Source organism: Paenibacillus sp. O199 (genome assembly GCF_001636635.1).
GTDB lineage: Bacteria > Bacillota > Bacilli > Paenibacillales > Paenibacillaceae > Paenibacillus > Paenibacillus marchantiae.
The window spans coordinates 61,570-76,921 of record NZ_LGRP01000005.1; the positions used below are offsets into that span (position 1 = coordinate 61,570).

Genomic DNA, 15,352 nt, shown 5'->3' on the forward strand with positions numbered 1-15,352 from the left:
TCTTCGCTTCTTCAGGTTATTTCTGTCTTCTCCGTTCTCGTGTAAAATGTTTAGTCGAACCTATATTTAGTCGAAAATCATCTATCGCTTGTTCGCTTTGGGCTCGAAGGCTACGCGGAACACATCCCCCAGGAAGTTAAACGACAGCACCGTCAGCAAAATAAACAATCCCGGGAAAATTGCCATATACGGCGCTTCACTAATAAAGCCCTGTGCATCATTCAACATGCTGCCCCAAGAAGAGTTCGGTTGTTTAACACCCAGTCCGAGGAAGCTTAGTGACGATTCCATCAGAATCGCACTCGCGATGTTGATGGTTGCTGCGACAATAATGGTTGGAATAATGTTGGGAATAATGTGCTTCATAATGATCCGGCCAGGCTTTTGACCCGATACACGCGCATACAGTACGTATTCCCGCTGCTTGACCGACATCGCCTCAGCCCTGACAATCCGGGCAATATTCATCCAGCTCAGCACCCCGATAATGACAATAATCGTACCGATCCCCGGCTTCAGATATGCGTTCAGGATCAGCATCAGGAAGAAGGATGGAATCGACATGAGCACGTCAACAATACGCATCAACGTATTATCCACCCAGCCGCCAAAATAACCACTAACCGTCCCTACCAGTGTTCCCATAATAACGGCAATTGCCATCGAAAGGAAACCTACGGCGAGAGACACTCGTCCTCCGTATAACGCCCGAGCCAAATAATCCCGTCCGTAATCGTCCGTACCAAACCAGTGATCTGCACTCGGCTGTTGAAGCCGCTCCATCACTACAATTTCATTTGGATCATGTGGAGACAGAAACGCAAACAGGGATGCGAGTACAAAGATGCCCAATATGATGACAGCCGCAAGGCCCAGTTTCTGCTGTCGGAACTGCGTCCGTAGATTACGCCAGCGCATTGAATTCATTTTTGTCTCACCCCGTTGTCTTGATTCGTGGATCTACCACGCCATATAAGATATCAGCTACCAGGTTTCCGACGACCAGCAGCACAGAGGACATCATCGTAATGCCCATAATAATTGGATAATCCAAACCGTGAACGGCCGAAATCCCGAGAGATCCCATCCCCGGCCACGAGAAAACGGACTCCGTAATAAACGCTCCCGCAATCAGCTCCGGCAAAGACATACCGAGAATCGTGATTACAGGCAGCAGTACATTTTTGAGTACATGACGAAGCAGTACCGTTCCTTTGGTTGCCCCGTAGGCATATTGGATTTGAACATAGTCCTCTTCCAGTTGACTGATTGTATTCGATCGAATGTACCGCATGTACACGGATACGTTCATGAAGGTCAAAACGGTACATGGCAAAATGCCGTGTTTGATAATATCCCAAGCGGAGTCCATACCAACCGTTCGCATACCCATACTTGGCAACCAGTGCAGCTCTACTGCAAAGAAATAGATCAGCATCATACCGAACCAGAAGCTAGGAATCGATATCCCGATGTATGAGATCAGGCTGAGTCCACGGTCAAACAGACCGTTCTGACGCGAACCCGCAATCATGCTCAGCGGAATGGAGATCAGCAAAGACAATAATAGCGATGCCCCCATTAAACCAAACGTAGCAGGCAAACGTTCAACAATCATTTCGGCAACCGGGCGATGGTTCACCAGTGAATAACCAAGGTCACCAGACAGTACATTTTTGAGCCATACGACATATTGCACGTACATCGGTTGATCAAGACCGAGGTTTTGCCGAATACGCTCCACATCTTCTGCCCCCATATTCGGGGTAACAAAGGAAAGCACCGGATCGCCCGGCGCCAGCTTGATCAAGGTGAACGATACGATGGAGATTACAAAAAGAAGAGGGATCGCTTGTGCGATCCTTCGGACAATATAGTTGTTCACATGGGCACCTCCGAATCAACGCCGGCCTCGCGGCCGGCGTTATTGGCTTGTTATATAGAATGAACGCAAGTGGATTGAACAAAGGATTCACATCGGCCACTCCGATGGCAGAACAATCTTCCGATCACTGTTATCACCAGATTTCTTGATTTCGTATTCTATATAAGTTTCAACTAATGAATATTTACACTGACACTCCGATGACAGAACAACCTTCCGATCGCTGTTACCCCCAGATTTCTTTGATTCCTTTATAAAAAGGGGAAATCTGGGGATAAAGGCGAACGCTTTGCTTCTTCAGGTTATTTCTGTCCTCTCCGTTATTGTGTAAATGTTTAGTTGAACATATATAGTACGAAGAAATTCAGTGATAAAGGCGTTTCTCCAGATTTTTTCTGCTCTCTACGTTCTTTGTGAATCTCAAAGGTTCAAACAATACGTTCATTCTATATGATTATTTTTTATAAATTTTGGACAGATCTTCAAGCATAACGACTGGTTTTGGATTTGCATCTTCAACGCCGCCGTATGTGTTATCCACAGCCACTACAGCTTTCGTGTAGGCAATTGGGTATACAGTCATTTCGTTTGCTACAGTTTGTTGGATTTGTTTGTACAAATCACCACGTTTAGTTTCGTCAATTTGAACGGCTGCTTCATTCCACAGCTTGTCGAAATCGGCATTTTTGTAATGGGAGTAGTTGTATGCCGCATCACTCAAGAAGAGAGATTTATAAGCATCTGGCTCATAACCCATGATGTATCCACCAAAGGACAATTCAAAGTCTGTATTGTTCATGTCCAATGTACGGTTACCATAAGCCGTTCCATCCATCGGCAGCAATTCCACTTCAATGCCCACGTCTTTCAGCTTTTGCTGAATGTACAGCGCTTGGCTTGTTTGTGGTTTGTTCGTATTTGTGTAAGCAAGACGCAATTTCAAGTTGCTAACGCCTGCATCAGCCAGCAATTGTTTTGCTTTTTCTACGTTGTAGTCGTATTTCTCCACATCATCCGTTTGGTACAGCGTGTCCGGTGTGAGAATGGACGGAGCCGGTTCAGCGAAATCAGCTGAGGAATACGAAGCGGTGATCAGTTCATTTTTATCCAAAGCATAAGCGATGGCTTGACGAACTTCTTTCTTTTGCATCGAAGGCACGTTCAGGTTGAACACCATGTATTGCAAGCGGCCTTCCGGGTAAGTCAGCATGTTGAATTTGCCTGTGTCGTTCAATTTGTTGTAATCCTGTGTGTCGACCATACGCATTTGAATCTCGCCGTTTTGCAAAGCCAGGTTCGCTGCATTTGGATCTTTCGCTACACGATACGTCACGCTATCCAGATGAGCTTTGCCTGCAAAGTAGTCATCAAAACGTTCCAGTGTTACGTATTCGCCCGGACGGTATTCCTTGAACTTGAACGGACCGGAACCGATCGGGTTGTTGTTTTTGTCGCTTTTCTCAATATCGGCTTCGCCTTCGAAAATGTGTTTAGGGATTGGAGAGAAAGAAACCAATGCTCCTTCAAAAGCAGCAGATACTTCCGGCAATTTGAATTCCACCGTCAGGTCATCGATCTTGGTTACTTTAACCGGTTTGCCATCAAAAACATACTGACTACGGGAAGAACTGTGCTGTTTCTCATCAAGGATGCTATCCATTGTAAACACAATATCATCCGCTGTCAGAGGCTGTCCGTCATGCCATTTCAGACCGTCTTTCAGCTTCAATGTATACGTCAGGTGATCATCAGAGAAGCTGTCGCTTTCTGCGAGCACATACGTTTTTTTGCCATCATTCACATTGAACAGTGGAGCATATAAGGATTGATCAATCGTCAACGTTACACGGTCACCCGCGTAGATCGGATTCATCACTTTAGGATCGTCCTGAACGGCAATAATGATGCTTCCTCCGTCTTTCGGTTGCCCATCATCCGTTGTTGCTGTATTTTCTGCGGTATTAGACGAAGAACTTGTTCCGTCACCGCTGCTTCCGCATGCACTCATGATTGCCACAACCAGAACCAGCATCAATGACAGCCACATTTTTTTCGATTTCATTATGATATTTCCCCTCGCTGTAATTTAACGTTCTGTTAGATAGTATAGGCAAGGATTCGACAAATTGCAACGATTTTTTCCAACTTAACCTATCGGGTTTAAATGAAATAACATTATTGTCTAGCAATGCAAAAAACCTCCAGCTCACGTTGTGTCGTGAAATGAAGGTTTGGATGACAATTCATCTTCTGAAATTCAATAACAGGACGATGCTCGTACGGGCTTACAACCCGGCTAACACCTGGTACCATACACCTCGTTTAGAATACAGTGTACTGCGTACCTTGTCCCATCCGCCGAGGTAGTTAATATCGAACAGACCTTCTGGCGTTGGGAACGAGGACTTCGTCTCTGCAAACACTTCAGGGTCTACCGAACGGAAACCATGCTTGGCAAAAATGCGCTGTGCTTCCGGTGTTTGTAGATAGGCTACAAAAGCCTCCGCCAATTCACGATTGCCATGCTTATCTGCATATTTGTCCACGACAACTGCCGGATTTTCAATCAGGATCGTGTTTTTGGGAACCACGATGTCATAATTTACACCCTTGGCAATCCGGGCAAGCAATTCATTTTCATACGTGACGATCACGTCACCCACGCCATATTCGAAAGCCGCCATGGAGGATCGACCACTCTTATCCAGTGACTCGACATTCTCATGTACTTTTTCCAGAAAAGCTTTGGCCACGGCAGGATCTTTCTTGCCTTGCTCCTTATCAGATAACTTCAACCCTGCACCATAGATGGCATTAATGTCCCACTGTGCTCCGCCTGACGTCTTGGGATTAGGATAAAGCACTTTAACACCCGGCTTGGTTAAATCTTCAAAATCACGAATCCCCAGCGGGTTGCCTGCTCTTGTACCCAGAACTACAATGGAACGGGTGATCATGCCTTTATTCGGACCCTGCTTCCAATTGGAGCTGACCAAATCGGCTTTGACCAGCTTGTCGATATCACTTTCCATCGCGAGTAGCGCAACATCAGCTTCGAATCCACCAACAATGGCTCTGGCTTGTGTGCCAGAAGCTTCATAGGATTCCTGAAAGTGAACCGTTTGTCCAGTCTTTGCCTTCCATTCTTCCTGAAATTTGGGCAGCAATTCTCCGACGGCGTCTTTGGCTACACTGTAAGCACCGATTACCAGCGTTTTGGATTGGTCGTCCGTCGAGGTTCCGTTCTGTCTGCTCACATCTTCCTGCTTGCTACATCCAACGGTCATGCAGACGAGCAGAAGTATGAGGACAACATATAAAGGGTTGAATTTCTTCTTCCTCGTCTGCATGGGCAGCCCCTCTTTTCCAAAAATAAGGATCATTCCTGAATTAAATGATGTTCTGATTAGATGATGACCGGCATTGGATCTTCCTTCAATCGGTTCTCAACAACCCAGCTATGAGTATCATTGAACAGATATGCCCGATGCACAAGCACTCGAATCTGTTGGCCGACTTGCAGCGTTGTTTTCTCCAGGGATCGATACGTAATGAGTTTATGGCCCTCAACTTCCACTTCCACCATCCATTCACTTCCACGGAAATGAAGGTGTTTGACTGTACCCTTTTCAGTAGCGGACAGCATGCTAAACTCGTTTTTCAAACCGATCTCGATATACTCAGGCCGGATCAATGCACGTGTGCGCTCTCCTTCCACCGCATGTTCGAAGCCCTTGAGCTGTGAAGCATCCTCCACAACGGTAGATTCCCCGATAAATGTAGCAACAAATGGCGTCTCTGGATTTTTGTAAATATCCCATGGCGTACCCTTCTGCTCCAAGCGCCCTTGGCTGATAATCATGATTTCATCGGCAACTTCAATCGCTTCATCCTGGTCATGGGTTACAAAGATCGAAGTGATGCCTACCCGCTCAATCAGCTCTCTCAGCCACGAACGCAATTCCTGACGGATCTTGGCATCAATAGCGGCAAAAGGTTCATCCAGCAGCAGCAGCTGTGGCTCCGGAGCTAATGCTCTGGCAAAAGCGACGCGCTGACGCTGTCCACCAGACAACTGATGTGGATAACGCTGTTCGAAACCTTTCAGCCCCGTCAATTCCACCAGCTCCATGACCCGATCACGGATCTGGGCTTTGGGTGTCTTTTTAACCTTGAGCCCAAAGGCGATATTTTCAAATACCGTCATATGTTTGAACAAAGCATAGTTCTGAAATACAAATCCGATTCCCCGCTCCTGCGGAGGCAGATGGTTTACGACTTTTCCGTGAAAACGAATCTCTCCGGAACCCGGATTCTCCAGCCCTGCCAGCATACGCAGTATGGATGTTTTCCCACCTCCGCTGGGTCCCAGCAAACCGATTAGATGGCCTTTGGCAATATCGAACGAGACATCTTTTACCGCATGAAAATCACCGAAATGTTTGTTCAGATCACGGACTTCCACATGCATCTCAATGCACTTCCTTTCGCTTCTTGGCCCATTCCATCATAAGCAGCAGCCCGACGGAAAAGGTAACCAGTACCAATGCCACACCATTTGCGGCAGCTACGTTAAAATTCTCTACATCCTGATATACAAGCGTTGTTGCCGTCTGCGTTTTGTTCATAATGTTACCCGATACAACCAGCACTGCACCGAATTCCCCAAGCGAGCGGGCAACCGTCAGCACAAGACCGTACACAACCGCCCAGCGGATGGAAGGCCAGGTAACACTCCAGAACGTTCTCCAGCCGTATGCACCAAGCGTTGACGCAGCCTCTTCCTGCTGAGATCCAAGCTCCTGCAAGACAGGCATCACCTCTCGAACCATCAATGGAAAAGTAACAAACAACGTTGCAATGACCATACCCGGGAAGGCATACACCACATTAAATCCAATTCCTTCAAAAAAAGCGCCCATAATGCTGTTGGGACCCAGCAGTAGTACAATCATCAATCCGCCAATGACGGGCGATACGGCATAGGGCAGATCCACAATGCTGTTCAGCAGCCCTTTCACCCGGTCACTCAGCCATCCGGCGCGGACCAGATAGATAGCCATCATAACGCCAAACAATGTATTTAACAGTGTGACGACAAGTACAACAAGTCCTGTCATCATCAAGGCATGCAGCGCCTCAGGGCGCAACAGCCCATCCAGGAATCCTCCTGCCCCGTCTTCAAATGCACCAATAAAAATACGTCCAAGCGGGATGATCAGCAGTACAATGAACACCACAAACGTCAGTCCGATTAATAGTCGCCTCATCGTCTTCTCCCCCGCATCTGCACCAGATTAATGAGCCAGAGGATCAGGAAGGAGAGTGTTAAGAGCAGTACGGACACGGCCGCGGCTCCGGTTGGATTGTCACTTTCGATCTCGCCGTAAATAAATACGGAAGCCGTCAATGTTCTTCCCGGAATATTGCCTGCCACCAGCACAACAGCCCCGAATTCGGCCAGTGCTCTGGAGAATGCGAGCATTCCCCCACTAATCATGCCCGGAGCCATGGAAGGAAGAATGACCTGCCTGAATGTGCGCGCCTTCGATGCTCCCATCGTGTAGGATGCCTCTTCCTCCGAGGGATCGATCTCCTCGAGCAAAGGCTGCACCGCACGGATGACAAAAGGAAACGTTACAAATGTCATCGCGATCACAATCGCAGGCTGGTGAAACACAATTTCAAACCCCATAGATTCCGCTAGTTTGCCTATGGCACTGATCGGACCCAGGAGAAGCATAATCATCAGGCCACCAACAGCTGTTGGAAGAGCAAAAGGAAGATCTACCAGACTGTTAAGGAACGACCTACCAAAAAAGCGATAACGTGTCAGCACCCAGGCAATCATGGTTCCCAAAATGACGTTAATCACCGTAGCTATAACAGCCAGCCGGATCGTTAACAGCACAGCTTTCCAAGCAATTGGATCCATAATGCTTTGGATAAAGTTGCTCCATCCTTCAGAGAAGGAATTGACGTACACACCGATGATTGGAAGTACAATGAGTACGATAAAATATAACAATACGGTACTGCGGAATCCCCAAGTCCATCCCTTGTGACGAAGAACGGTATTCATTGCTGCATTCCCTCCCAGCCTCCGGTTCTATGTCCGGTCGGCAGTCTCCCTGCTTTCGTACAATCATTTTCCTAAGTTGGATTATATTACTTTAATATTATTCCCATTAGTCTACTTGGTTTTTGCTTATCTGATACTTTACCAGTTTGCAGTGCTAATCGTCAATGCTTTTATTGAATAAAATCGGGGTACCTATGAGATGGATTTTATAAAAATCACACTGCCTACTACACGGCCAGAACAACCATCCTATCGCTGTTATCCCCAGATTTCTTTGATCCCCCTTTATCTAAGTGGTTTGTTTGGTATGGAATGGTTAAGGTACAATCTAGAGGAACAATTTGGAGCAAAGGAGTGAAGTAATATGTTATATACGAAGAATTTATCGACATCCCGACGAGATGAGATGAAGGATATTACGCGGGAGGTAGAGCAGGTTGTCCGTGACAGCGGTGTGCAGAATGGGACTGTATTGATTTATTGTCCACATACGACAGCAGGTATTTCAATTAATGAAAATGCAGACCCTGATGTCAAACATGATGTACTGCTTCGTCTGAACGAAGTGTATCCTTGGAAACATCCCGAATATCGGCATGCTGAAGGAAATACGGCTTCTCACTTGAAATCGATCACAACCGGACCATCACAAACAGTGATTATACATGAGGGCAGATTACTGCTTGGCAGATGGCAAGGCATCTATTTTTGTGAATTTGATGGTCCTCGTCAGCGGGAATATTTCCTTAAAATCATGGAAGGTTAGCTCCATTTCACCTCATTTCTAATGATTCGCCATCAATGGAAATAAAAAACAAACAGGCGGTCCACCCTATTCTAGGGATGTAACCCGCCTGTAATGATCTTCTTCGCGCAAAAACTTTCGCGAGACAACGTTATAAAGAATTAATGTTATGACAATTCACCGCCCTGAAGTGTGGAGTGCGACAAAAGCGCCTTATTGGACGCCAGGCTGGTGTTGGAGATTACGGCAGAGTACTTTGACATGAGATAACGCAGCCGATTCAATCTCTGCAAAGGTTAAACGGTCCTGAATATAATACGATATGAATCCGTGCATGGACAAAAACAGCGTACGTGGTACACATTGAATATCCTCTTCCGTACAGCCCTCTTCATTCATGTATTGCCGAATAATGGAGGCGAACAATTCAAAGCATCTTCCTTGCTCCGTACGACAATACGATAGCAATTCCTCATCCCGAATCATGAACATAATCTCGTACTGATACGGATTCTCCAAACCAAAACGAATAAACTCCATCATGATATGTTCCACCTTGCTCACGCCGCCCATGACTGGCCTGACCATGGCTTGCAGCAGCAAATGCCCCAGATGATTGAAATCTTCAACCACGATGGCATAAAACAACTCTGCCTTTTCCTTAAAATGATAATACAGCGACCCATGACTATAGCCCAGATGCTGGCCGATGCTTCGCATCGAAATGGCACGGTATCCTTTGGTAATAAAAAGATGCCTCGCCGCCTCCAGTATCCGCTCCCTCGACAACTCCTGTTCGACTGCTCTTCTAGCCATATATTTTATTCCCCTTCAATAAAATAAAGCCGCTGTCCCTCCGTGATCCGGGATTGCCCTTGCGTCAAATCTGTGATCCAGGCCACAAATGCCTCGGTTTCACTATCCGGCGGAAGACAAGTCAACGTAACCTTATCGGTGAACCCAGTTTCACCTGTACGGACTTCCCGGCTCCTTAATTCATTTTCCACTTTGCCCAGCCATGTATAATCCAGTTCAACAAACACTTCACGATGGAGTACTTTGGTAATCGCTTCCCCGGCTTCTATGGCTGCAACTGCTCCATCCGTATAAGCACGAATTAACCCACCGGCTCCAAGCATAATTCCCCCAAAGTAACGTGTAACAACGATAGCCACATTTTTCAATTGCTGATTTTTGATGACTTCAAGAATCGGTTTTCCAGCGGTTCCGCTTGGTTCACCATCATCGGATTGCTTCTGGATCTCATCCCGCTCACCAATTATGTATGCGGAGCAGTTATGAGTAGCATTCCAATGTTTTTTCTTGATTTCATCAATAAAAGCGTTGGCTTCTTCTTCTGTCGTGACCGGCATAATATGACCGATAAATCGCGACTTTTTGATTACAATTTCCAGATTGCCCGGTCCTCGAACCGTGCGATAACGTTCAATCATCCCTATCCAACTTTCCACCAATTTGATCCATTTTACAAGAAAGCAGTTCCCCGCGCGCACGCGGACGAACTGCCTTGGTTTAACATCCGGGAAACCATTGCTTCACAATGACTCCCCGAATGTAATTACATTACCTTATTTAACTATATGAGCAGACCGATGAATTATTCAGAAAGTCTCGCTTCCAGCGCTGCTTTCTCTTCTTCAAAGCCTGGTTTGCCCAGCAAAGCGAACATATTTTTCTTGTAAGCTTCCACGCCTGGTTGGTCAAATGGATTGACTCCTAGCAGGTAACCACTAATGCCGCATGCTTTTTCAAAGAAGTATACCAGATATCCGAAAGAATATGGAGACATATCTGGAATGTTCACAATCAAGTTTGGTACTTGACCATCTGTGTGTGCAAGCAGTGTTCCTTGGAACGCTTTTTTGTTAACAAAGTCCATTGTTTTACCTTCAAGGAAATTCAGACCATCCAGATCATCCGGGTCAGCTTGGATCGAAATATGCTCCGATACTTCAGCAACCTGAATCACAGTTTCGAAGATGTTCCGGCTACCCTCTTGAATGAATTGACCCATGGAGTGCAAGTCAGTCGAGAAATCAACGGATGCAGGATAAATCCCTTTATAGTCTTTACCTTCACTCTCTCCGTAAAGCTGTTTCCACCATTCGGATACAAAGTGCAAGGATGGCTCGTAGTTCACGAGGATTTCTGTTCCTTTACCTTTGCGATACAGTGCGTTACGAACAGCTGCATATTGATATGCTTCGTTCTCAGCTACGTTCGGGTTGCTGTATTCTTTGGAAGCGTCAGCCGCACCTTGCATCATTTCTTCAATGCTGATGCCAGCTGCTGCGATTGGCAACAAACCTACAGCCGTCAGAACGGAGTAACGTCCACCTACATCATCCGGGATAATGAAGGATTCATAGCCTTCTTCATTCGCCAGTTTTTTCAGTGCGCCGCGCTCTTTATCTGTCGTTGCATAGATACGTTTGCGAGCTTCTTCTTTACCGTATTTTTTCTCCAGTGCTGCACGGAAGATACGGAAAGCAATCGCTGGCTCCGTTGTTGTACCGGATTTGGAGATAACGTTAACGGAGAAATCTTTACCTTCAACCAGATCCAGCAAATGAGTTACATACGTGGAGCTGATGTTGTTTCCTGCAAAGTAGATTTCAGGCGTTTTGCGTTTGTCTTTAGGCAGATTGTTGTAGAAAGAGTGCGTAAGCATCTCAATCGCTGCACGTGCACCAAGGTATGATCCACCAATACCGATGACGATCAGTACTTCAGAATCGCTTTGGATTTTAGCAGCCGCTTTTTGAATACGGGAGAACTCTTCTTTGTCATAAGCGGTAGGCAGGTCGATCCAGCCCAGATAATCCGATCCAGTTCCCGTTCCGTTGTGGAGCTGCTCGTGAGCCAAACGAATCGGTTCAGCGAAATAGTCCACTTCATGTTGATTGACAAATTGCAGGGCAGTGCTGTAGTCAAACTTCACTTTTTTTGCCATGATCTATAAAACCTCCTGATATCGGTAGCGTATTTTTTTCCGTTTTCCATACTAAACAACTTAGCCTAAGGATACTTCAAATCCACAGGGCTGACAAGCTTGTAGCACGAACTTTGTCGTTAGAGTTTAAGAAGCAAAAAGGGTTAACCGAATCCGCGAGTCGCGGTTCTGGTTACCCTTCTTGTATTATTCCGCCGGGTACGAACAGCAGTAGTCGGTAACGCTGCGTATCTCCAGTTTAAATTTGGATTCGGCAGGCACGTGGAACGTAGCTTGACCTTGAATCTCTTGCCAATCTTCTTCTCCGGGAAGTAATACTCTCATATCGCCGGACAGTATTTCCATAATCTCACGGGAATCTGTACCGAACTCATAACTACCTGGAAGCATAATACCCAGAGTCACCTTGCTGCCATCCCCCAAAATAACCGTTCTACTAGTTACCTGGCCCTCATAATAAATGTTGGCCTCTTTCACTACACTGACTTGATCAAACTGTGACATGCGTACCCGCTCCCCCTGAAGTTAATCAAAACAAAAGGCAAAACAGATCAAGGCGGTTGCCCGCCCATTCTCTGCCGGAAATCACTTGCTGCTCGGCAGGACAGAAATTAAACTGTCCTTCCTACAGCATTTTTCAAGCTATTACAGCAATGCTTTTACGCGACTAACCACGTTTTCCACAGTGAAACCATACTCTTGGATAACACGGTCGCCAGGCGCGGATGCACCAAATGTGTTGATTCCGAGAATGTCGCCTTGGTCGCCGACATATTTTTCCCAACCCATTGGGTGAGCCATTTCAATCGCCAGACGCGCTTTAACATCTGGAAGCAGGACGGATTCTTTGTATGCTTTGTCCTGTTTCTCGAACAGATCCCAGCTCGGCATGCTGATTACACGAACTTGGATGCCTTGTTCAGCAAGTGCTGCTTGAGCTTTGACAGCCAGTTGCACTTCGGAACCTGTCGCGATGATTTGGGCAACAGCTTTGCCTTCTTTTGCATCAGAGACAACATACGCACCACGTTTCACATTCTCACGTGAACCTTCAACGGTACCTTCCAGAATCGGCAGGTTTTGACGAGTGAGTACGAGTGCAACCGGATTGCTCTTGTTCTCAAGCGCGTAAGCCCATGCTGCAGAAGTTTCATTACCGTCAGCCGGACGAATAACTGTCAGGTTAGGAATGATACGCAGGGATGCCAATTGCTCGATTGGTTCGTGAGTAGGACCGTCTTCACCAACAGCGATACTGTCGTGAGTCAGGACGTACGTTACAGGCAGACCCATCAGGGCAGCCAGACGAACAGCTGGACGCAGGTAGTCTGTAAATACGAAGAATGTACCTCCGAATACTTTCACACCACTGTGCAGTGCCATACCGTTCATTGCTCCAGCCATACCGAATTCACGGATACCGAAGTAGATGTTGCGACCGGAATAATCTTCAGGTGAGAAGTTCTCCAGGTTGTTCAAGTGAGTCATTGTGGAGCTTTCAAGGTCAGCAGAACCACCTGTCAGTTGTGGCACGTTATGAGCCAAACCGTTCAGTGCATTACCGGATGCTACACGAGTGGATACAGCTTTGTCTGTTGCTGCATATTTAGGCAGATCGCGATCCCAACCTTCTGGAAGATCGCCATTGATTGCCGTTTCGAATTGAGCTGCCAGCTCAGGGAATGCTTTTTTGTACTCAGCAAATTTCTCGTCCCATGCTTTGTTAGCAGAGATACCACGATCTTTCACTTGTGCAAAGTGTTCGCGAACTTCAGTTGGAACGTGGAAATCTTCCTGGTAAACCCATTTGTAAAACTCTTTAGTCAATTTAGCTTCGTCTGCACCCAGTGGAGATCCGTGAGTACCGCCGTGGCCGCCTTTACCTTGTTTGTTCGGGCTACCGTAACCAATTACAGTTTTAACTTCAATCAGTGTAGGACGAAGCGTATCTGCTTGACCTTCCTCAATTGCTTTTTGGATTGCAGGCAGATCGTTACCATCTTCAACGCGCAGCACTTGCCAGCCATAAGCTTCAAAACGCTTCGCGATGCTTTCAGAAGAAGACAGGTTCAATTTACCATCCAAAGTGATGTCATTGGAGTCGAACAACATGATCAATTTGCCCAGGTGCAAACGTCCAGCCAGGGAAGCTGATTCATGGGATACGCCTTCCATCAAGTCACCGTCACCACAGATTGCGTAAGTGTGGTGGTCGATTACGTTGAATTTGTCTTTATTATATGTTGCGCTCAGTTGAGCTTCAGCCATAGCCATACCTACAGCCATTGCAATACCTTGGCCCAGTGGTCCAGTTGTTGCGTCAACGCCTGCAGTATGTCCGAATTCCGGGTGACCCGGAGTTTTGCTTCCCCATTGACGGAACTGTTTCAATTGTTCCATAGGCAGGTCATACCCGCTCAGGTGAAGTAAGCTGTACAGCAACATGGAGCCATGTCCTGCGGACAGAACAAAACGGTCCCGGTTAACCCAAGTTGGGTGGTCCGGGTTATGTGTCATCGTTTTTGCAAAAAGTTGGTACCCCATTGGAGCGGAGCCCATAGGCATTCCCGGGTGTCCGGAATTTGCCTTCTCGATTGCATCAATCGCCAGTGTACGTACGGTAGTGATCGACAGGTTGTCGATGGTGTTGTTCTCTTCCTTTTGAATCGCTTCGTTCTTGTCAGTCATGGTTTGTCCTCCTCATGTCTTTAGATAAGTCGGGTTGCGCAAGCGAATCCCTCTCATCATACAAGCAAACCGAATTTCACAATAAGTGAATCCGCTTGAGTGTTTCATTTTGACTTATTCACTTTTGTATTGTATCACTTGGCGTGAAGGTTTTCCATAACCTTCTTTTAGAAGATCGGGAAAATTCGGCTGATTATGACGAGGGATTTGTTTCCAGTTGCGCAAAAAGAGTGTCATACTGAGCATTTCAGCATATCTTCTAGCTCAGCCAGCATCGCAAATCCATCGGATGAAGTATAACCTTTAAGCGGAAAACCATACTCTTTTTAGATATCGAAGTTGATTTTGCATATAATGGTCCTTGATCATGATTGGAAAAATCGGACTTTTGTGCACATCAGGCTGTACTTCATATGGAAAGGAGGATTCGCATATGCCGGAACATTTGGCTAAGTCACCAAAATCGCTAAAACACATATTACCCTGGAAAGCCGGGGTTTTAACAGGTCTTACATCCGGACTGGTGCTCGGGTTCTTTTTAAAGGCTATTCAGACTTACACTGGTGAAAAAGTCTATACCTTGCTGCTGAACATTGATTTTGTTCCATGGCTTCCGCCCACGCTACCTGAGTTCATTGAATTTGGGCTGCATCTTATCGTTTCCATAATCATTGGCAACTTCTACATATGGTGGATTCAGCGTTCAGGTCATCCGATATCCAAAGGCGTCCTGATCGGCGCTCTCTCTTCCCTGCTGTATATTCCACTCTCCCAGCTGTCGAGTCGTGTGCCTGATCTATATGATATAAAAGCGATACTTTACTGGCTGGCAGGGCATCTGTTATTTGGCGTGGTCGTTGGGGTATGCGGTCATCTGTGGAAGCACAGCCAGAAGCAAGACCAAAAAGGCGATCCCCCGTTCAGACATGAATAGGGAATCGCCTTCTCTTTTTTCGGAATAGAACTGAACTATATCTT

14 protein-coding genes are annotated in these 15,352 nt (G+C 46.4%); 2 read left to right on the top strand and 12 right to left on the bottom strand.

The annotated features are described in order from the left end of the window. Positions 1–81: 81 nt before the first annotated feature. The 7 genes from A6049_RS09365 to cysT form a co-directional block, all read right to left on the bottom strand. Entirely contained in the window at positions 82–927 is an 846-nt protein-coding gene (locus A6049_RS09365) for an ABC transporter permease (protein WP_053781729.1), read from the bottom strand. Between the two features lie 7 nt (positions 928–934). Then, positions 935–1,885, bottom strand: a complete 951-nt coding sequence (locus A6049_RS09370) for an ABC transporter permease (RefSeq protein ID WP_063564393.1) — start codon at positions 1,883–1,885, stop codon at positions 935–937. Between the two features lie 454 nt (positions 1,886–2,339). Further along, on the bottom strand, positions 2,340–3,947 hold the full coding sequence (locus A6049_RS09375) for an ABC transporter substrate-binding protein (protein WP_063564394.1): 1,608 nt from the start codon (positions 3,945–3,947) through the stop codon (positions 2,340–2,342). Between the two features lie 223 nt (positions 3,948–4,170). Further along, positions 4,171–5,235, bottom strand: coding sequence for a sulfate ABC transporter substrate-binding protein (locus A6049_RS09380; RefSeq protein WP_063564395.1), 1,065 nt, complete (start codon positions 5,233–5,235; stop codon positions 4,171–4,173). Between the two features lie 56 nt (positions 5,236–5,291). After that, positions 5,292–6,356 (bottom strand): sulfate/molybdate ABC transporter ATP-binding protein, encoded by a 1,065-nt coding sequence (locus tag A6049_RS09385; protein ID WP_063564396.1) that lies wholly within the window; start codon positions 6,354–6,356, stop codon positions 5,292–5,294. Position 6,357: 1 nt separating this feature from the next. Further along, complete coding sequence (locus A6049_RS09390) at positions 6,358–7,155, bottom strand: sulfate ABC transporter permease subunit (RefSeq protein ID WP_063564397.1); 798 nt, start codon at positions 7,153–7,155, stop codon at positions 6,358–6,360. After that, the gene (gene cysT, locus A6049_RS09395) at positions 7,152–7,967 is read right to left on the bottom strand and encodes a sulfate ABC transporter permease subunit CysT (protein WP_063564398.1); all 816 of its coding nucleotides are present in this window, start codon (positions 7,965–7,967) and stop codon (positions 7,152–7,154) included. The genes A6049_RS09390 and cysT overlap by 4 nt, the downstream gene beginning before the upstream one ends. Before the next feature lie 364 nt (positions 7,968–8,331). Here cysT and A6049_RS09400 point away from each other — a divergent pair, with 364 nt between their 5' ends. Continuing rightward, positions 8,332–8,733: a secondary thiamine-phosphate synthase enzyme YjbQ gene (locus tag A6049_RS09400; protein ID WP_063564399.1), complete on the top strand. Its 402-nt coding sequence runs from the start codon at positions 8,332–8,334 to the stop codon at positions 8,731–8,733. A gap of 192 nt (positions 8,734–8,925) precedes the next feature. On the opposite strand, the gene A6049_RS09405 is transcribed toward A6049_RS09400, so the two are convergent. From A6049_RS09405 to tkt, 5 genes are all read right to left on the bottom strand, one after another. Continuing rightward, a complete protein-coding gene (locus A6049_RS09405; RefSeq protein ID WP_063564400.1) occupies positions 8,926–9,528 on the bottom strand; it encodes a TetR/AcrR family transcriptional regulator in 603 nt (200 codons plus the stop codon). Between the two features lie 5 nt (positions 9,529–9,533). Further along, complete coding sequence (locus tag A6049_RS09410) at positions 9,534–10,166, bottom strand: YigZ family protein (protein WP_063564401.1); 633 nt, start codon at positions 10,164–10,166, stop codon at positions 9,534–9,536. 164 nt (positions 10,167–10,330) lie between these two features. Next, positions 10,331–11,686 carry a glucose-6-phosphate isomerase gene (locus A6049_RS09415; RefSeq protein WP_063564402.1) on the bottom strand — a complete coding sequence of 452 codons (1,356 nt, stop codon included), beginning with the start codon at positions 11,684–11,686 and terminating at the stop codon, positions 10,331–10,333. Between the two features lie 186 nt (positions 11,687–11,872). Further along, a complete protein-coding gene (gene ppnP / locus A6049_RS09420) occupies positions 11,873–12,190 on the bottom strand; it encodes a pyrimidine/purine nucleoside phosphorylase (RefSeq protein WP_063564403.1) in 318 nt (105 codons plus the stop codon). A gap of 141 nt (positions 12,191–12,331) precedes the next feature. Further along, positions 12,332–14,374: a transketolase gene (gene tkt, locus A6049_RS09425; RefSeq protein WP_063564404.1), complete on the bottom strand. Its 2,043-nt coding sequence runs from the start codon at positions 14,372–14,374 to the stop codon at positions 12,332–12,334. 433 nt (positions 14,375–14,807) lie between these two features. On the opposite strand from tkt, the gene A6049_RS09430 reads away from it, so the two are divergent. Beyond that, entirely contained in the window at positions 14,808–15,308 is a 501-nt protein-coding gene (locus A6049_RS09430; RefSeq protein ID WP_063564405.1) for a hypothetical protein, read from the top strand. Positions 15,309–15,352 lie beyond the last annotated feature (44 nt).